Here is a 20,091-nt window from a genome sequence, read left to right as displayed (position 1 = left end):
CCCCATCGTTCTAATTTGGTAAAAAACACAACAGTGTGCTCAGAAGGAAGTGTCACATCAAGCCGTCTTTTGATGCTGTTGCAATTTAAGCGCGATAGGCTGTGATTTTGTGATCCATGACAAAAACGTCGTTAGAATACCCCAATTGAGGTATTTGGGCGAACGTGAACCGATGTTACTCAAACCCTGATCGTATTTAGGCTATTGCCGCTACATTGTGGTAAACAACTATTCGGCGAATTTGGGGGAGTCGAAATGAGTAATATTTCGATAAAAAAACAGGCATCAGGCACTTCGCGCATAGGTGGCGATGAGGTGAAGACGCGGCATATGCATCTGCTTTCCGGAACGGCGCTGGCGGCCGGTATGATGGCCGGGCTGTTTCTGATGCCGGGCGATGCTCTTGCTGCCTGTAGTGGGGTGGCGACGGTGACCTGTTCTGGGTCAACCACCACCACATCGGGAGCAAGGGTTCCTATCTTCAATGTCAATGGTCGCGAAAACGGCGGTACTATTATTGTAAGCTCGGGTGCTATTGTCACGGGTCGTGGTCTTGGAACTACGGGGCTTTTGGGAGCTGCAATTGTTACCAATAATGGCACAGTAAATAGTACCGTTTCAGGTGTAAATGCCTTGGACATAACGAGCCCTGTTGGTACTGCGACGTATCAGGGGGGAGGCAATGTTACCGGCGCGAACAATGGCATCGTGCTTAACGGACTAAGTACTGTTGTTAATAGCACTGGCGGCACCATAACGGGTAATGCTGGAGATGGCATTCAAGCCAATGGTTTGGTTAGCAATACTATAACCCTCGGCAATACGAATGTCACTGGCGCGGATGATGGCGTGAATGCGAACAGTGCCACCAACATCATCAATGTGACCGGAGGCTCGATCACCGGATTGGGCGGCAACGGCATCAATGCGAGCAGCTCTCTGGGGTCTGCATTAACGAACTCCGTCACGCTGAAGGACGTGAATGTCATCGGTGACGACAATGGCGTGGAGGCGACGGGGCTTGCCAATACGATCAGCGTAACCGGCGGCTCCGTGACGGGTTTGAACGGCAGCGGTATTGAGACGAACGGTGCGGACAACACGATAACGCTGACAGGCACTCTTGTGAATGGGAATAGTGGTGTTGTCGCCAATGGCCTGGATTCGACGATTAACGTGACCGGAGGCTCCATCACTGGAACAAATGGCGATGGCATTCAAACCATTTCAAGCGGCATTCTTGGTCAGGGCGGCACGACAAAAATCATCGTGAGCGGTGCTGACGTCAGGGGCACCCAGAACGGTATCAACACTCTCAATATCGGTCTTGGTGCAAATGTCGTTACAAATGTCACCGCAGATGGCGGAACGGTTTCGGGTGGTACCGGAAGCGGCATATCGGCAATTTCAGCTGCGGTTGGCTCAGGTTCGTCCAGCAGTGCACAAACCTTTGTTGTCGGTGATGCGGATGTTTCTGGTGGTCTCTCTGGTGTTCTCGCCGGCTCCGCTTCACTCAACGGCGACGCAACAACCACCGTCAATGTTTCCGGCGATATTTCTGGCAATAGCGGCATAATTGCCGTCTCTGGTAGTGTTGATGGAGATCCGAGCGCATTACTCGATGTCATCAATGATCCGACGAATCTTGGTAATCTCGCAGGCCTCATGGCTGGAGACGGCAAGGCAACGGTCGATGTAACAACGAATGGCGCAGTGACGGCGAATAACGGCATTGGCATCATCGCTGTCGGACTTGGAACAGATAATGAAGTTTCGGTCGATGCGAAGGATACCATCATCGCCAATAATGGCATTGGCGTTCTTGCTGGCTCTGTTGGCTCGAATGGCACCGTTAACGTGACGGTTGATGATGTCACTGCCGGTTACGCCGGTGCAATTGCCTTTAATACGGATGGCAACGCTTCTGTCACTGCGACAGGTGATATCAATGTACTGAACGGCGTGCAGAATGGCGGCATTGCGGGCATCGCTGCAATCGCTAATCAGGGTGATGCGACTGCGACCCTTGCTAATGGCGGCAAAGTATCTGCTGACGGTGCACTTGCAGGTGTTGCGGCCATTTCCATTGATGGAGATGCGACCGTCAATATTCGCGGTGAGATTGACCCGCCATTGATTGGCGGTTTTGCCGGCACTTTCGGTAACGGTACAGCGCTGGCTAACACATCTGGCAGTATCGATGCGGATCTTGCCGGTGTCGTCGCACTCAATGTCGGTGATGGACGTGCGGAGATCAATTCTACTTCGGCGCTTAAATCGTCGAATGGCACAGGTCTCGTCGGTCTTGCTGCGATTAAGGTTGGCGATGCCAGCGGCGCTGCGTCCGACGTACTTATTGATAATACAGGTATTATCGACGATTTCGGCGTCTCTATTGCTGGTGTTGCCGTCGGCGATGGCAACAAGACGCAGATCAGCAATGAAGGCCTGCTCACCAGCAGCCTTGCGGGCATCGCTGGCGTTGCTGTGGGGAACACAAATACCGTTGGTATTAACAACTTGGGCGTTATCCGCACGGATGGCGTTGGCATCGCAGGCGTAGCCGTCGGCGATGGCAATGGCGTCACTATTCAGAACAAAGGATTTGTTGATGCCGGGCTGGCTGGTATCGCTGGCGTTGTGGTTGGTGACAACAATTCGGTCAATGTGAATAATTCTGGTGCCATTACCACGGATGGTGCCGGTGTTGTGGGTGTTGCAGTTGGCACCGGCAATGCCGTCGATGTGATGAACGAAAGTTCAATCACTGGCGGCTTGCTGGGTGTAGCCGGGGTGAATATCGGCGATGCGAACGGCAAGATTACCAATATCACAAACCAGGCTAAGATTACCAATGATGGTATTGGCGTAGCAGGTGTCGTGACAGGTAATGGCCATCAGCTTAATGTCGATAATCAGGCCGCGCTCGACACTGCCGTTGGTGGCGTACTGGCTGTCGCAGCTGATGGTTCCAACAATCAGGTAAATGTCACCAATAGTGCTGCGATCAACAGCGGCGGCTTTGGTGTCGGCGCGGTGTCCATTGGTGATAATTCCAAAGTAAACGTCTCCGGCTCGGGCACAATTAAATCCGATGGCATTGGCATGTTCGGAATTGCCAGCGGCGATGAGAGCACTGTTACCGTTACCAATGCGGCGCAGGTTGATGCCGGTGTGATGGGTCTTGCCGGATTTGTGGACGGGCAAGGCGGTAGCGTTACGGTTACGGCTGATGCCGCTGTGAACTCCGGCGGTGTTGGCGTGCTCGGCGGCGCTTCCGGGTCGGATGCGATCATTGATGTGGATACCAATCACGCGGTTTCAGGCGATGTGCTTGGTGTCGGCGGTATCGTGGCTGGTGACCGTCATTTGCTTAGCATCAATACCAAGGCTCAGGTCACGTCCAATAATGGCGTGGCGGTTAACGCAACAATCGCGGGCGATGGCAACGCTGTTGCTATAACCACGCATGGCCTTGCTCAGGGCGATATTGGCGGCGTCACCATTGCTGGTGCAGGTGATGACAATACCATTAATATTGTCACTAAGGAGGATGTGAACGCCGATCATGGCGTCGGCGTTGGCGGCGTCCTCAATGGCGATGGCAACAAGGTTGCGATTGATACCGAGGATCAGGTGACGGGCGATCTTGCTGGTGTTGCGATTGCTCTTACAGGCGATGGTAATGCAGTTGACGTAACGACGCATAAAGAAGTTGTCTCGGCCTCGGGCGTCGGTGTTTCGGCTGCTGCTATTGGCGCGAACGGTGGTAACAATGTAACGATTAACACCAGGGGCGCCGTAGAAGGCGATCTGGCGGGTGTTAGCGGCGCAATTGGTGGTGCCAACAGCACGCTCAGCATTACGACCGAAGGTGTGGTAACATCTGCTTCGGGCGTTGGTGTCGTTGCCGCTTCCGAAGGGGATGGTAACGTCGTCACAATTAACACGACGGATAGCATTACAGGTGAGGCCGGTATTGCAGCAGCCCTGTCTGGCGACAATACAGAGCTGGACATTACGACGGACGGTGCCGTTACAGCGACGAGCGGAACAGGTATTTTCGCTGCAACTGTTGGCAATGGTGGCTCGACCAAAATCACCACCATTGGCACGGTTGATGCCGCCGGATCGGGCGTCGTTGCGCTGAACACAGGTGGTTCCACCGATATACAGGTCGGTGACACGGTTACCGCTGGCGGACTATTTGGTGCATTTGCGCTGGGCGGTGGTATAGGTTCTGCGAACATCGACATCAATGGAGCTATCAGTGGTGCTGATATTGGCGCGGCCGCCGTTACTATAGGCTCGGGCGATGCAACCGTCACAGCCAATGAGCAGGTTTCTGCGAGTGCGCTTGGTCTGGGTGCTCTCAATATTGGTTCGGGCGATGTCGCGGTCATAAATAACGCGGCAGTTCTTTCGGACGGTATCGGCATTGCTGCCGCAAAGTTTGGATCGTCCGGTAATGTGACTGTCAGCGTCAATGACGATATTGGTGGTGTGTCGGGAGCTGCAACGGGCGGTGACGGTGTACTGGCGATCTCTGCAACGACAGGCACGGGCGCGGTCGGTGTTACTGTAGCAGATAACGTCTCGATCACCTCTGACACGATTGCAGTCAATGCACTGAAACTTGGGGGCGACGGGGATGTAACGGTGCGCCTTGGAAAGGGCGACCGTCTCACAGCTGGTGCTATCGGTGTCAACGCAAGCAGCCTGCTTGGTGATGGCCATGTCCGGGTCGAGCTTGACGAAGAAGTCGATATCGTAGCAGCTGCTGGTATTGTGGCCACCAAGCTGGCCGGCTCGGGCGATGTGGATGTCATTGTTGGCGACGGGTCCACAATCACGGCTGGCGTCGGCGTTATCGCAGCGAATTTGGCTGATGGCGGCAATGTGAACGTGATTACAGGTCAGCAGTCCGAGATACTGGCTTACAACGAAGCGATTGTTGCGCTTTCCGGTGATGGTGACACGGACGTTGAAACTGGCGAGGAAAGCCTGACCGTTTCACTTAATGGTTCGGCGATTGTTGCAGCGGGCGCTGGTGATGTGAATGTTACCACGGATGGTGTCGTTGTGGGCGCTGGTGGAAATGGCAGCGCGGTGGTCGATATCCTCTCTGGTGACGGCGCTGTCTTTACCAATTACGGCATCGTAACTGCCCTCGACTTAGATGAGAGTAAACTTGCGCTGAATGCCAAGGGCGGTGTGGTCGCTGTTAAGAATGACGGCGTCCTGGTCGGTCGTGTCGATCTGTCAGCCAATGACGATACGATGATCAATAATGGCTACTGGTTTGTTTCTGGTATCAGCGATTTCGGTGATGGCGTTGACAGCCTGGCCAATCTCGGCAGTATCCGGACATCATTCACCGGAAATGGTGGGGAATATGCCGAGTTTGCCAATCTGGATGGCTTCAATAACACCAGCATTCTGACCATGCAGGGCGAGACTGCAGGTCTTGCATTTAACGCGGCGCGTGACCTTACGGTGACCGGTGGTAATTACACCGGCAGCGGAAATGCAATACTGGCGATTGACGCTTATCTCGGCCAGTACGGTTCGACCTCGGACGTCCTGCGGGTCGAAGGCGACACCGCCGGTCATACGCTGCTTAATATTCGCGATATGAACACGGGGCCTGGCGCATACAATCCTGAGGGCATCACGGTTGTGCAAGTCTCTGGTCTTGCGTCTTCGATCACAGATTTCACGATTGACCCGGCAAGTGCAAATGCCGTTCGTGGCGGCAATCATGTCATCGACAAGGGACTGTTCTTCTATGACGTCGCTCTGGTTGATGTACCAGCGCCAAGTGGAAGCGGCATGGCTGTTCAGTTAGCAGCTCCGGGTGGGCAGGAGTTCCGTCTCATCGGAGCGGTCGATCATGAAGCCTTTGAATTGCCAGTTCTCGCGACAGGCGCGCAGACGATCTGGAACGAAACATCGGGTGTCTGGCTGGATCGTCAGGGCGACCTGCGCAGCCAGCTCGGTAAGGCTGAAACACTGCCGGAAGGCTATGTCTCCAAGGACGGCCCCGTCACAGCTCCTCCTGCAAACGGCGTTACGCCGGGCGTCTGGGTTAAAGCTGTTGGAAACTGGACAAGCCGTGATGCCGGAACAAGCTATTCGATCGCGAATAACACTTATAGTTTCGATACGAGCTACAAGCAGAACACGTTCGGTCTGATCGGTGGGATTGATTTTGGCACGGGCGATGTGCTGGCGAACGATGATACACTGATCTTTGGTGTGCTTGGTGGTTATCTGAAGTCGTCACTCGACTTCCGTCATTCACCGACGAGCTTTGAGTATTCGGGCGGAACTGTGGGTGCCTATGCAACCTATCTGAACAAGGGCTTCTTCATCGACACCCTTTTCAAGGCAGACTTGCTGAAGGTTGAATACAATGCACCGACGCTCGGTGTCAGCGAAAAGCCGAAGGCGAACACTTACGGTTTCATCATGGACACCGGATATCGCTTTGAATTGCCGAACAATCTGTTCCTGGAACCTGTCGCGACGCTTTCCTATGCCCGTACCCACATCGGTGATCTGAACGATATTCCGGGTGCTGCGATCAGCTTCGGCCATGACGAAAGCTTCCGCGGAAGCTTGGGTGCACGGTTCGGCGGTGAGGTTGTGCAAACGGACAGCTACCGTATTGAGGCTTCTTTCACGGGTCGCGTGTGGGACGAGTTCAAAAACACGAACTCGGCTTACATTCAGAACATCGGCGTACCACTCACTGTTGAAGATAATTTCAAAGGTGTCTTTGGTGAAGTCGGCGGTACTGTGAATGTCTTTGATGTGTCCGATAAGTGGTCCGGCTTCGTAAGCGGAAGCTACAAGTTTAACGGAGATATCAAGTCCGGTACTGTTCGTGGTGGTGTTCGCTTCCACTTCTAGTATCTGATTAGATGAAGTGTAAAGCGGAGCGATTCATCCTGCTCCTTTCCAGGTTGGACTGCTCCGCTTCAATTGGACTTGCCCTTATTTAGTGGAGAGGTTCTGTCACTAATTTACGGTTTATCATCTCGAACTTGATCGGTGATTTATACCCGAGTGCAGAATGTCTGCGCACAGGATTATAGAGGCCGTCAATGTATTCGCCAATGGCTTTGATTGCATCCTGACGTGTGTAGAACACAGTTCGCCAGATCAGTTCCGACTTGATCGTTTTGAAGACGGTCTCGACCATGGCATTATCATAACAATTTCCTTTACCGCTCATGGATGGAAGCATGCTGCGCGCTTTGAGGATTTTGCGATACTCATAACTGGCATATTGGCTCCTCTTGTCCGAGTGCTGGATCAGCCCGGGCTTTGGTTGCCGGATAGCAATAGCCTTCTTCAAAGCACAGATCGCGAGATCCTTCTTCATCCGATCCCGCGCTTCCCAGCCGATGATGCGACGAGAATAAAGATCGACAACGATTGCCAGATATAGCCAGCCTTCAGCAGTCCATATGTGACTGATGTCGACACCCCATTTCTGATTGGGTTCGTCGCAAGTGAAGTCCTGATCCAGAAGATTGGGAGCGACAGGCTCATCATGATTGCTGTCAGTCGTGCGTTTGAAGCGCGTTTTCTGCCAGGCTTTAAGGCCGTTTTCACGCATCAGTCGCGCCGTGCGGTGACGTCCTACCCGAATACCTTCTTTGCTCAGTTCGACATGCATACGAGGGCTGCCATAGATTTCACGTGACAGTGCAAACTGATTACGAATGTGAGCCAGAATAATCATGTCATCAAGCTGACGACGACTGGGCAAACGATGCTTCCATGCATAATAGCCGCTGATGCTGACGCCTGCGAAAGCACATAGCCGTGATAGAGACATATGGGCCTTCTCCGTGTCGATGAACGCAAATTTCATCGACTTGTCTCCCGAGCGAAGAAGGCCGTCGCTTTCCTAAGAAACACTCTCTGCATCGGGGATGGGATCAAGCTGATATCCCAAAGCTCGAGCACGGCGTTGTAGGCTTGCCAGAACCCGGCCGCGATGTCGCTCATCATATGCCTCTGCACCAGGATCACGATAAGCCATACCGAAGCGAAGAGCGTTGAAGAAGAGCACAGCGATCTTGCGTGCAGTCGCCGTCACTGCTTTCTGCTTGCCGATACGCCCTGCCAAACGTCGGTAAAACGCACCCAGCGCTGTGTCGCTTCGGCCAATCGTGGTAGCTGCCAACCGCAAGAGTGCGGCCGCCCGACTCGATGATCGGCGCGTTCTCGACGAAAGAAGTCTGCCGCCAGATATCTTGTTGCCCGGAGCCAGGCAAAGCCACGATGTAAAGTGTTTGGCGGTTGGCCATGCCCGCAAATCTGTGCCGCACTCACCAATCAACTTCAGAGCAAGTGATGCACCGAAGCCATGAATTTGCGTCAAGTCCGTTCCTACAAGGCCATATAATGCGGCCCGGACATCAAACGATGGGGTATTCGGCTGCTTCGTCCTTATTCTGATCTTAGGCAACGGCGATTGTGGCTTTTCGACATTATGCGTCATTGTGGCGATCGCCTGCTCGAGCTTGTGATCGCATTCGAGCATCTTTTGCTGATAAAAGTCGTATAGGTCCAACGATTGGGAAAGCGCAAAGATGTGTTCATCCCGATCATTCCCAACCAGGGATGCGCGTATCGTTTCGACCGAGGAGTGACAACGGATATCGCGCAAGGATGCCAGCACATCAGGGTCTCGTTCGCCGGCAACGATTGCCCGGATGATCCTCATGCCTGTGACGCCGGTGATGTCTGACACGACATGGTGAAGCTGAAGATTCATCTCCATCAACGCCTTTTGCATATGCTGGATATGAGCGGCCGCGTATTCGACCATTCGTTCTCGTTGCCGCAAATATGCACGTAGAGTGGCAATTTGCGCATTCGGCCGAAAGCTTCCTCGAAGCAGACCATAGGAGTGCAGTTGGCGCAGCCATGCCGCATCGCTGACATCGGCCTTTCGACCAGGAACATTCTTTGCATAACGCGCATTGACGAGGATTACCTCAAACCCATGCTGCTCCAAAATCTCGTAAGCCGGTATCCAATAGACGCCTGTGGATTCCATGGCGACACTGGTGACCCCGCAGGATTTGAACCAGTGAGCAAGATTGTTAAGATCATGGGTAAAAGTCCCGAAAGCGCGGATTGGCATGTCATCAGCGTCAGGATTGACGGCTGCCATATGCATCGTTGAACCAATGTCGATCGCCGCAGCGTTCGGGTTTACGCGGGCCAGCTTCAAAGAATCTGGTGATAGAAATTTAGGCATGACATCTCCTCCTCTGAATCAAGGAGGGGCTGGGCCGTGCAAATTATTCAATTTCCTAACCGGGATCACCGCCGAAGCGGCGTCACCACTCTCAAGTCCGCAACAGCCCATGTGCCACGTTTTTTAACGGGGTCAAATGCCTCCAATAAGCTAACGGCAACTCCCCTCCGATTAACAAGATAGCACAGTCTGTTTCTTCCGCGCACAGGCGGACCAAGGTCCGTGATCGTTTTTTAATAAGTCTCGTTCCTGTCGTAGAAGCTCGTTTTCTTTGCGAAGCCGAGCAAGCTCCTGGCTCATGTCTTCATGCGGACCGGAGAGTAAATCGTTCTCAGCAAAATTACGACGCCACCGGTCAAGTGTTGATTTGCCAATGCCAAGGTCCTCGGCAACCGATGAAATGCTTCGACCACTCGTCGTTACAATCCGAACGGCTTCGCGTTTGAATTCTTTTGTGAATTCTCGCTGCTTCAATTCTAAGTCTCCTGTCAGTCTTGTCTAACAGAAGCCCTCCACTTTTGAAGGGGAAGTCCAATATTATGCGAGGCCAATTTCTTAGAGAGGTTGTGTAATTAATGATTAAATCAACCCTGTTAAATTCAATTAAAAAAAGCAAAAATAACGAAAAATCCTATTTTCTCACCTCATCTGGAACTTGCAGTATTAAATAGTGGCAGATAGGCGTTGACAAATCTTTGGCTTTTCAAAGCACGAAGTTTAACTTCGCCGATTTACTGCTGTGACTTGACTACAGATTTATGCCCATAAATTAGAGATTCACAATGCGAAATTAAAGATAATGCAATTTGAAGTTCATCCCAGCCTGCATTTTTTGCTTCTTCAACAAGTCTTGTGAACGACGGCTCCAATGCAAAATCACACTCCTTGCCGTAGCCTTCTTCTTGTAAAATCTTAGTAGGAGAGTTAATGAAAGCGCTCAATTTACCTGTCCTTAAGGTTGGAGATTGTTAATGATACTTACACTATAATTGCATAAGATTTGATTAAATATATCAACTCCGGTAAGGAAATGAAAGTTAATATAATTAGTGTGTCTAAGAGCCGAACCGAAAATTAAGTTGAGCGATTTCAGTTGTTTATGATTCTCTGAGGTTTACCAAAGACTACGGAGGATCATATGGCTTGGACTGAAACCGCCCGTCGCGCCGCTTTTGCAGCCGATGAGTAAGGTTGGACGTCCACGCGAGCATGACCCACGTACGTTGTGGAATGCCACCCAGTATATGGCGACAACGGGCTGCCAATGGGCGCAGTTACCGAAGGAATTCCCGCCGTTCACGACAGAGCAATATCATTTCTACCGGATGCGCGACAGCGGCTTGCTAGATCTTATCAATGAAATGCTGGTTGCAGTGACACGGCTGTCCGAAGGCCGCAAGGCGGAGCCGACGGCAGCCATTATCGATAGCCAGTCGGTGAAGACGACAGAAGCTGGTGGTCCGTGCGGCTATGATGCAGGCAAAAAGATCGAAGGGCGCAAGCGCCATATCGTAACCGATATGGTCGGCAACATATTGGAAGGCATCGTGCATGGCGCGGATGTTCAAGACCGCGACGGCGCGCCCGATCTGATCGAGCGCGCCTGCCAAAACCACCCCACGGTGAGGAAACTCTTTGCCGGTGGCGGATATGCTGCGCCGAAACTCAAAGACAGATTGAAAAAGTCGGCACGTTTACACTGGAGTTCTTCAAGGGGTCCGATCACGCTGAAGGTTTTGAAGTCATCCCGCGTCGACGGGTTGCCGAGCGAACATTTGTATTGCTGGTGCGGTGTCGCAGACTGGCCGAAGACTTCGAGAAAACCATCGCTTCTTCCGAAGTCTGGATCTACATCGCAAATATCCGCTTCCTTACGTGGCGTATCGCAAGGGCCTGTTATCGTGAACTGTCGGCTTAAGAAGATGTATGCAGAATTAAGCATGCAAAACGATCTTCTGAAGGAAGCCTCGGAAAAAAGCGCTGATGCCATCTCAGCGCAAGGAGATGGCCATGCAAGCGGTCCAGAAACATAATGTCAAAGTCGCGCTAGCGTGCCGGACGTTCGGGGTCAGCGAGACGTGCTATCGCTATGAACGTAAGCTGGGCAGCGAGAACGAAGAGATTGCCGACTGGCTTTTGCGCCTGACGACGGCGCACAATGCATGGGGTTTTGGCCTGTGCTTCCTTTATCTGGGTAAAATCTAGGGCTTTGGCTGGAACCACAGCCAAGTTTACCGTATTTGCCGCAAGCTCGGGCTCAATCTCAGGATCAAGCTCAGAAAGCGTCTAATCCGGGAACGGCCTGAACCTCTGGCAGTACCAGAACAACCCAACCCGACCTGGTCGATCAACTCGCTGACGGTCGCTCGTTCCGGACGCTGAACGTGATCGATGACTTTAATCGCGAGGGGTTCGGCATTGAAGTCGACTTCTCACTACCAGCTGAGCGTGTCATTCGCTGCCTCAACCAGATCATCGAATGGCGCGCCTAACCCCGCACAATTCGTGTGGATAACGTCCTATATTCGGAATGAACGCCCGATTTAGCAACAGGTCATTATCGCGTCGGTCTTTTTACCGATGCGTTGGATTATGATATAGGCCGCGCCGATCGTCAACGAACGGTCTATCCCATAACAAACACAGAGTACGCGTTATCGCGGCTCTCACCGTCCTTAAGACGAGATCCTTTTGCCGTCGAGCGGAAGGCCTGAACATTATGTACGAGGTCGCTGCATGTATGAGCGCCTCCACGGCACTGTCCGAGAAAGGTCCTTCTGCTGTGGATCGCCCCCTCATAAAAGGGACGATATGTTTCGCCGCTTTTGATGACTGCGTTCACGGTTCGAGCCATTTTGGCGGCGATTGCTGTCAACGCCTTGCGGCGTAAATGGGTGTTGTGTCGTTCTTTTGTGATGTAGCGCTTAAATTTGTCGCGAAAGCTATTGGGGCGCTGCAATATGGCAACCTGAGCTGCCATCCATAAAGTCCGCCTCAATCGCGCATTTCCATATTTGGAGAGCTTTGTCTGACCACGAAACATGCCTGATTGGATGGTTGCCAGACCCATGCCACAAAACCTCAGGAACTGACGGTGGTGATTGAAACGCCGTAGGTCACCCGCTCCTGCCAGGATCGTCAAAGCATTGATCGGGCCAATGCCGGGGATAGTTGTCAGCAGTTTGTAATCAGGATTGTCTTTGAACATCTCAACTGCACGTGCTTCGATCAAATTACGTTGGGCTATAAGGCTTCTGCCCTCAGCCAGAACCATTCGAAACATCACGATGGCATCGGATTCCGGTGTAACAGGATGGCCAATCGAACGTATAGAAGTTGCATAAATATCTGATAACAAACGCTCTTTACCAACTTTGCGGCCAACCACATCCCAGGCCGCTGCGATGAAAGCTTCTTTGCTCAAAGCCGCGATGAAGTGTGGCGATGGAAACAGTTCAAGGAACGCGAAAAACCAGTCGCTGCGAGAACTGCGATGAAAGCGATCGGCTTCCCGGAAATACAAAGGCAAATAATGTGTCAGGATACGATGCCACAGTTCAGTCTTTGCCCTTCATATCATGTCGTGTGTCTTAGACAGTTCCTGAATGCCATTTGTGCCGTTCAACAGTGGATCGTGATAGAATTGCTCGGCGCCGATTGTCACCATATGCAAAATAACCTGAGCATCTTTCGGGTCATTTTTATCCCAGGAATTATGCAATGCCTCTCTCGTCCGCGCCAGTGCAACTGATGAAATCAGCTTGATGTTAAAACCGGCCGTGCCCAGCTGAAACGCCAATGCGCGATGATAGTTTCCTGTTGCTTCAATTGCGACGCGGACGGGACGCTGAAAACTACGCAGCAGATTGATCAGGCGCTCAAACTCGTCAAGAGTGTTCAGCACGCTAACCCGACGACGACGCTTTTTGTCCGGCACTTCGATAAGCACCTCATGGCGTCCTTTCGATATATCAATAGCTACCAGTACAGGGGTAGACGCTGTAATATTGCACTCGGTCATAGCCAGTCTCCTTTGCAGTGTGGCTTTGTAAAACCACTGTGAGACCTGAGACCGGCTATGGCCAACCTGCTCACGCAATTTGAAAGGCGTCGCAGCTTGGCCATAGCCTAAAAACTGGCGTTATTCCGAAGGTGTTACGGAAGTGAGTTTGTTTCGCGTGACCTAGATCTGTGGGCTTATGCCAACGAAGTGACGCTGGACTTCTCCAGGCCCGGGAAGCCGACGGACAACGGATTTTCGAGGCCTTCAACAGCAAGCTTCGTGCGGAATGTTTGAACGCACACTGGTTCTTAACGCTTGAAGATGCGCGCGAAAAGGTAGAGAATTGGCTTAGACACTACAATGAGGATCGTCCTCATTCGGCAATCGGATATAACGTACCGATTGCCTTGCATAATCCCGGTGGCGTTATCAGCCAGCCATTGGGATGAGAGCCGGAAAATTCTAATTCCCTGCGGTCCAATGTTGGGGCTCAGTGCATACCCTACCATCTTGCCCGCCCTTGCAAGTCAGATTTGCGTGAGGTTTGCCTGATGATAAGAGGTGGATAAGCGCCATCGAAGACGATAATATCTGTCTGAGGTAGCCTTGCAATTTAACCCTTGACTGCGAGATGCCGTCAAACATCAAACGGGAAAATCTTAAAACCTATACGGAGAATGTCCTTGGAGCGTGAGTGCGTGATAAATCGGAAATATCGTTTGTCATAGCTGAGTGGCGTTCATTGTAGACAATTGAAAACGGGTTAAAGCTCATTCCACTGCATTAATACTCTTATAGGTATCAAAATAATCCAACATAATTAATTCATTTTTGATTGACATGCGTTTAGTCGCGGCCTTTATGGAATAACTGGAGACTGGTCCCGTGAATAGTTTATCAAAGTGCACTAGCATCCAAATCTCGTTCTGATAGTGTCGTTTAGCCAACGTTTGGATGCTATCTTTAAGAAAGACTTTTGTTTGCCAATGGCAAATAATTAATCCGGCGTCTATTTCTGGGCTGATCTGATGTAACGTATTTCCTAATGGAGCATCGTTCAGAATAGCCCACTTAAAAGAATCGAGCCCACGAACGATTGGGATGAGTCCAGAGTGGACATTTAAGATTTTTCCAGTTAGGGCAAAGGCGCGATCGATAAGGTTTGAGCCACAGACTAGAAAATAATCGTATTCATCAACTATAGATAGCCAGTTGTCATAGTTATAAATATTTCCATTAAAACTGTTCGCAAGATATTGAGGTTTAAGACCTTCAATTTGATTAGGGCGATGAGCAAAAATTATATCGCGTGTTGATCTTTGTATAAAAGGCATCAAAAGAAAGCTCACGCTTCGAAAGCCTCGAATATAAAGTCCTTGTGCGACCTGCGTAGTCTTCTGATGAGGTCTATCATATGTAATTAGACATAATTTCATAGCAGCTAAACTGTAGTTAAATGTTGATCGTTTGTTAATAGCATAAACATCGTGGTGACCGCGAAAAAACCCCGAATTCCACTACGCTTTTCAGTAAATTAAATTTTACTATAAAATCCCTAGAGCCTGAATCATAATGAATATAACGATATCAGGCTCTTGCTATGCGCCGCGTGAGGAAGCGTATGTTTGCGATGTAGACCCAGGCTTCGGAAGAAGCGGTGGGTTTCTCGAAGTCTTTGGCCAGTCTGCGACACCGTCCCAGCCATGCAAAAGTGCGCTCGACAACCCATCTGCGTGGGAGTAGTTTAAAACCTTCAGTGTGATCGGACCGCTTGACAATTTCCAATGTAAACTTCCCGACCTTTTCCAACCTGCCTTTGAGCTTTGGTCCTGCGTATCCCCCGTCAGCAAACATATGCCGCAACCAAGGCCAACGTTTGAGAATGGTTTTCAAGACATCTGGCGCACGATCTCGGTCCTGAATACCAGCCGAATGGATCACAAGACCGACCATCAAACCGAGTGTATCAACCACAATATGACGCTTGCGACCGTTGATCTTCTTTCCCGCATCAAAGCCCCGTATGCCGCCACTTTCCGTGGTTTTCACCGAGTGGCTATCGATCACGCCAGCCGTGGGGCTGGGTTGCTTATCCGCCACCTCGCGTGCCGTCATAACAAGCGTGTTGTTGATCGCGCTCAGTGTTCCTTCATCTCGCCACCGTGAGAGTATTTCTGTACCGTTGAAAATGGCGGAAAATCCGTTGGCAGGAGCCGCCAGGTGCAGCCTGAAGAGGCTATATAAAGTAGCGCGTTCAACACTTCACGTAGATCTGACTTTCGAGGCCGTCCAAGGTGCTTGGACGCGGGCATCAGCGGCTCTATAATCGACCATTCCACATCCGTTAAATCGCTTCTGTGGTTGCCGCCCGGAATGCAAGAGGTTTTTGAGTCGATGTGCGTGTGATCGAGTGCGGTCTTCTGTAAGGCCTGTGAATGCGGCATGTTCAGAAGCCGCTGGCCGGTATGGTGATCTGCGGATCAAGTCCAAATCTTGCATTCGAGCTGTAAGCTCAAAGTGATTTACTGGTTTTCTCGATCTCGATCAGTTCGCCCATTCGTATCATCTCCTTCTCACACCCATCTATCCGACCTCAGGTAGTTTGCGCTAAGAGTCCATTAATCCACTGCTACCTGTGCCGAATATCGGTATTCCTCATTTTTTGTTAGCATCGCCCATATCATTCGCGCCATCTTATTGGCTAATGTGATCGCCACGAGCCTGGTGGAATAGATTTCCGCCCCATCCAATTAAGACGCGACATCGCACCAATTATCAGCAGCTTACGGATATCGGCTTGTCCTGCCTTTGACAGGCGGCCGAGCCGCTCCTTACCGCCGGATGAGAACTGGCGCGGTACAAGCCCGAGCCAAGCCGCGAAGTCGCGACCGTTCCGGAAACAATCCATGGGAGGTGCAAATGCTTCAACGGCTAGGGCTGTCATTGGTCCAACTCCTGGCATCGTCTGCAGCCGCCGCGCGGTGTCACCGTCAGCCGACAAAGCCTTGATTTTGGCAGTACGGGCATCGATGCGGGCAGTCGTTTCTGCGATTTGTCTGAATAACTCCAGACATTCCTCCCGCATCAAATCAGGCATGTCGGTATTATGGTCATTGAGGATCTCTTCGATCCGCCTGATTTGGCGAACTCCTTGCGGTACGGCATGTCCATATTCGTAAAGGCCAGCTCTGAGCGCATTGATCAACTCGGTACGCTGATGAACAAGGCGCTCTCTTGCACGAAACAAAAATATTTTGCTTTGTTGCTCAACAGACTTCGGCTCAACGAAGCGCATTTCAGGACGCTGCGCCGCGATCACAATAGCTTCGGCATCTGCAGCATCGTTTTTCTGGCGCTTAACGAAAGGCTTCACATAATGCGGTGCGATTAACTTAACCTCATGACCAAAGCCAATCATTTCTCGAGCCCAGTGATGTGCACTGCCGCAGGCTTCCATCACGATCACAGCAGGTGGCTGATTGGCCATAAATTTAGGAAAATTCTGCCGAGAAAGCTTCTTGCGAAAGATCAGCTCACCCATCATCGATGTGGCGTGCAGTTGGAAAACATTCTTTGCTAAATCCACTCCAATCATAATATCCTTAGACATGGTCGCGGTCCTTACGCTAGGGGATTAGAACACCACCTTCATAGCACATATGGATGCCATCGCGGAGGGCGGCAACCACCCCATCTTGCATAACGCGAATTGCGACGTTCATACTGTCGCCGAGCGGTTTCAGTCCAGGTCATCGTGATCTCCATCGTATGTCAGAAATCCGATTGAATCATAACCTGCTGAAATCGCTCAACCCTCTTTTGGAACAGGCTCCAAGTGTTTGATCCTAGCGTTTGATGGTGCGATATTTTCCACAGCATGGAAGGAAGCACTATGGGCCAAATTCGTCGCGGAAGCGCCACGACCACGCACGCAGTCCGAGCTGCAATACAGCGATCGCAGACTTCGGCCGCGCGGCTGAGCCGGATCTACGGGATCAATGCGAAAACAGTTCTGAAATGGCGCAAGCGGGCGACGGTCGAGGATCTTAAAACCGGGCCGAGAGAACCGCGTTCAACTGTTCTGAATGAAGAAGAGGAGGCGATCATCATCGCGTTCCGGCGACACACCCTGCTGGCGCTGGATGATTGCCTCTATGCTCTTCAACCGACAATTCCGCACCTGACGCGATCGTCATTACATCGTTGCCTGCAACGCCATGGGGTTTCGAGACTGCCGGATGTTGATGGTGACAAGCCGTCGAAGAAGAAATTCAAAGCCTATGCTATCGGCTATTTTCACATCGACCTGGCCGAGGTCTAGACCGCAGAAGGCAAGCTCTACCTGTATGTGGCAACCGACAGGACGTCCAAGTTCGCCTTCATTCAACTGGTTGAGCGTGCCACCACAAAAACAGCATCAGACTTCGTGGAAGCATTGCAGGCCGCTGTTCCTAACGCAATACACACCGTTCTGACCGACAACGGCATCTAGTTCGCTGATATCCCCAAGAACAGAAACGGACCAACCGCCCGGTTCCGCGGCCATCCGTTTGACCGGACTTGCTGGCGGCACGGCATCGAGCATAGGCTGACCAAACCTAAGCATCTCTGGACGAATGATCAAGTTGAGCGGATGAACCGAAACAACAAAGAGGCTACCGTCAAGCGCCTCCATTACGATGGCAACGCCCAATTACGAACACACCTCAACGATTTTGTCATCGCTTACAATTTCGGTCGCCGCCTAAAGACACTCAAAGGCCTCACTCCATACGAATTCATCTGCAAATGCTGGACAAAAGAACCAGAACGTTTCAGGTTAAATCCAATCCATCAAATGCCGGGACTAAATAGGTCGTTGAGCGCACATTTGCATGGTTAGGTCGATGCCGCAGATTAGCCAAAGACTTTGAGAAAACCGTCACGTCTGCTGAAGCATGGATCTACATCGCAAACATTCGCCTGCTCACCCGGCGCATCGCAAGGGAATGATATCCTTACATTCATTATGATTCAGACTCTAAGAGGCATCGCCACCCGTTATGATAAAGACCGCGGAACTATCTCGCCGTCGTCAAATTGGCAGAAGCAAGAATTCTGATAAGACCTAATCGTCGATTTGGCTGTTGACAAGATGGTTGATGAAATATAAGCGGGGATAAATCATTAACAAGGCTAGCGACCTGTTGGTGGAGGGGAGCTTATAAGAGAATATATCTTGTATTACGGAACTGTTTGAACGGTTATAGTAAATCTGTGATGCAGTCTGATAAGACTGCCACAAGCAGTAATTATTTTATAGTTATTATTATATTAACATATAAATGTCACTCAGGAAGTGTAAGTTAGGATGAAGAGAGGCGGTTTCGCTTCTTTGTCTCGGTGGGGTGTCCAGAACGTTCGTGGCGGACTGGAGGTATAGTTCGAAGGCATATGCCAATATGATTGCGTCTCGATCAGGGCGGCATTTTATGTCGCGAATGCGATATCAACTCATCGGTGGACTACTGACCGCCATAGGGTTGCCAATAATATTCCGCATCCTTTATGCTTGGGATACATTGGAGACTGTTAATTATCAAGTAACGGTTATTGCTGCTATAATAGCACACTTGAGTGGTTATGCCATTTACAAAAGACTGGAATCTTTTCCTGGTACAACAGGATTTAGTACGATATTGCCAGCATTCGTATTAGGTTACGGAATAGTTTTTGTCAGTATTCTTTTGTTCCGAATTGAGTATAGCCGATTGCAGGCGGGAGGATCCTTTTTAATCTCTTCTATTTGGTACTTTGGAGTTTACATTTTTAATGCCAAGATGAAACCCTTTCATCTTGCAATTATTCCAGGAGGTCAAACAGATCAACTCAAGACGATCAAGTCAGTTCGTTGGTTGCTAATTGATCAGCCTGAACAGAAATTATCAAGTATACACGGCGTTGTCGCAGATTTGAGAACAGATTTCTCTCCCGATTGGGAGCGATTTATTACTGATACAGTTTTGGCCGGCACGCCAGTTTATCATGTAAAGCAAGTTATAGAATCGTTAACCGGTCGAGTAACGATTGAGCACTTATCCGAAAATACACTGGGTTCTCTTACACCTAGTCAGCTATACCTCCCCATAAAGCGCATAATTGATCGGTTTATTGCACTAATCGTCCTAATTCTCGGGCTACCTTTACTAATAATAGTCGGCTTGGCAATCCGACTTGACACGCCTGGTCCAGCTTTGTTTAGGCAGACACGGATGGGATATCGCGGAGCGGTATTCACGGTCTATAAGTTTAGAACCATGAGAGTTGAGAATGATCTGTCTGGATCCTCACGAGATAAGGCAATAACCTTGGATGACGACCCTCGCATAACCAGGCTCGGGCGGTTTCTTCGTAAATCACGCCTCGATGAACTGCCTCAAATAGTAAATGTGCTTCGTGGTGAGATGAGTTGGATTGGCCCCCGACCAGAAGCCGATGTGTTGTCGCTATGGTATGAATCCGAACTTCCGTTTTATAGTTACCGACATATTGTCCATCCTGGTATTACAGGTTGGGCTCAGGTAAAACAGGGGCACGTTGCGTCAGTAAATGAAGTAAATGAGAAGCTTTACTATGATTTTTATTATATTAAAAATTTCTCGTTGTGGCTTGATATTGTGATAGTTCTTAGAACAATTCGGATTGTTCTCACCGGTTATGGAGCGCGATAGCGTGGAATTTCTAAACGGAGTGAAGTAACAACTATTTGGTCCGATAATTTTCTGTGAACCACAGTGTGCTTGAACAAAAGTATTGATGGATATCA

At 50.6% G+C, this 20,091-nt stretch carries 6 protein-coding genes and 9 pseudogenes; 7 read left to right on the top strand and 8 right to left on the bottom strand.

The annotated features are described in order from the left end of the window. Positions 1–255 precede the first annotated feature (255 nt). A complete protein-coding gene (locus tag OPR82_RS11550) occupies positions 256–6,915 on the top strand; it encodes an autotransporter outer membrane beta-barrel domain-containing protein (protein WP_265984914.1) in 6,660 nt (2,219 codons plus the stop codon). 88 nt (positions 6,916–7,003) lie between these two features. Here OPR82_RS11550 and OPR82_RS11545 read toward each other — a convergent pair. From OPR82_RS11545 to OPR82_RS11530, 4 genes and pseudogenes are all read right to left on the bottom strand, one after another. After that, positions 7,004–7,917: pseudogene (locus OPR82_RS11545) on the bottom strand (IS3 family transposase); the annotation flags it as partial. Between the two features lie 4 nt (positions 7,918–7,921). Beyond that, on the bottom strand, positions 7,922–9,283 hold the full coding sequence (locus OPR82_RS11540) for an IS110 family RNA-guided transposase (RefSeq protein ID WP_265984913.1): 1,362 nt from the start codon (positions 9,281–9,283) through the stop codon (positions 7,922–7,924). A 231-nt stretch (positions 9,284–9,514) separates the two neighbouring features. Further along, positions 9,515–9,775 (bottom strand): annotated as a pseudogene (locus OPR82_RS11535) (transposase); the annotation flags it as partial. A 239-nt stretch (positions 9,776–10,014) separates the two neighbouring features. After that, positions 10,015–10,224: a hypothetical protein gene (locus OPR82_RS11530; protein ID WP_265984912.1), complete on the bottom strand. Its 210-nt coding sequence runs from the start codon at positions 10,222–10,224 to the stop codon at positions 10,015–10,017. A 231-nt stretch (positions 10,225–10,455) separates the two neighbouring features. On the opposite strand from OPR82_RS11530, the pseudogene OPR82_RS11525 reads away from it, so the two are divergent. After that, positions 10,456–10,980 (top strand): annotated as a pseudogene (locus OPR82_RS11525) (IS5 family transposase); the annotation flags it as partial. A gap of 207 nt (positions 10,981–11,187) precedes the next feature. Then, positions 11,188–11,772, top strand: a pseudogene (locus tag OPR82_RS11520) (IS3 family transposase); the annotation flags it as partial. A 275-nt stretch (positions 11,773–12,047) separates the two neighbouring features. Here OPR82_RS11520 and OPR82_RS11515 read toward each other — a convergent pair. Continuing rightward, positions 12,048–13,304: pseudogene (locus OPR82_RS11515) on the bottom strand (IS110 family RNA-guided transposase); the annotation flags it as partial. Between the two features lie 138 nt (positions 13,305–13,442). Between OPR82_RS11515 and OPR82_RS11510 the strand changes: the two are divergent. Beyond that, positions 13,443–13,735 (top strand): annotated as a pseudogene (locus OPR82_RS11510) (integrase core domain-containing protein); the annotation flags it as partial. Positions 13,736–14,056: 321 nt separating this feature from the next. Here the strand turns inward: OPR82_RS11510 and OPR82_RS11505 are convergent. The 3 genes and pseudogenes from OPR82_RS11505 to OPR82_RS11495 all read right to left on the bottom strand — a co-directional run bounded on the left by OPR82_RS11505 (position 14,057) and on the right by OPR82_RS11495 (position 16,896). Next, positions 14,057–14,635 carry a formyltransferase family protein gene (locus tag OPR82_RS11505; protein ID WP_265984911.1) on the bottom strand — a complete coding sequence of 193 codons (579 nt, stop codon included), beginning with the start codon at positions 14,633–14,635 and terminating at the stop codon, positions 14,057–14,059. A 238-nt stretch (positions 14,636–14,873) separates the two neighbouring features. Then, positions 14,874–15,682, bottom strand: a protein-coding gene (locus tag OPR82_RS11500) for an IS5 family transposase (RefSeq protein WP_323054549.1) whose coding sequence is annotated in 2 segments (ribosomal slippage) — positions 14,874–15,448 and positions 15,448–15,682 — 810 coding nt in all. Because the reading frame shifts where the segments join, the coding sequence is not laid out codon by codon here. Between the two features lie 222 nt (positions 15,683–15,904). Continuing rightward, positions 15,905–16,896: pseudogene (locus tag OPR82_RS11495) on the bottom strand (IS110 family RNA-guided transposase). 282 nt (positions 16,897–17,178) lie between these two features. Here OPR82_RS11495 and OPR82_RS11490 point away from each other — a divergent pair. From OPR82_RS11490 to OPR82_RS11480, 3 genes and pseudogenes are all read left to right on the top strand, one after another. Next, positions 17,179–18,168, top strand: a pseudogene (locus OPR82_RS11490) (IS481 family transposase). Then, positions 18,141–18,278, top strand: a pseudogene (locus OPR82_RS11485) (IS5/IS1182 family transposase); the annotation flags it as partial. The pseudogenes OPR82_RS11490 and OPR82_RS11485, both read left to right, overlap by 28 nt. 479 nt (positions 18,279–18,757) lie before the next feature. Beyond that, entirely contained in the window at positions 18,758–19,996 is a 1,239-nt protein-coding gene (locus OPR82_RS11480; RefSeq protein WP_265984910.1) for a sugar transferase, read from the top strand. Positions 19,997–20,091: the final 95 nt, after the last annotated feature.

This window comes from Ochrobactrum chromiisoli, from assembly GCF_026241335.1.
GTDB classification, from domain to species: Bacteria; Pseudomonadota; Alphaproteobacteria; order Rhizobiales; family Rhizobiaceae; genus Brucella; species Brucella chromiisoli.
This window is presented reverse-complemented; position numbering and strand designations above follow the sequence as displayed.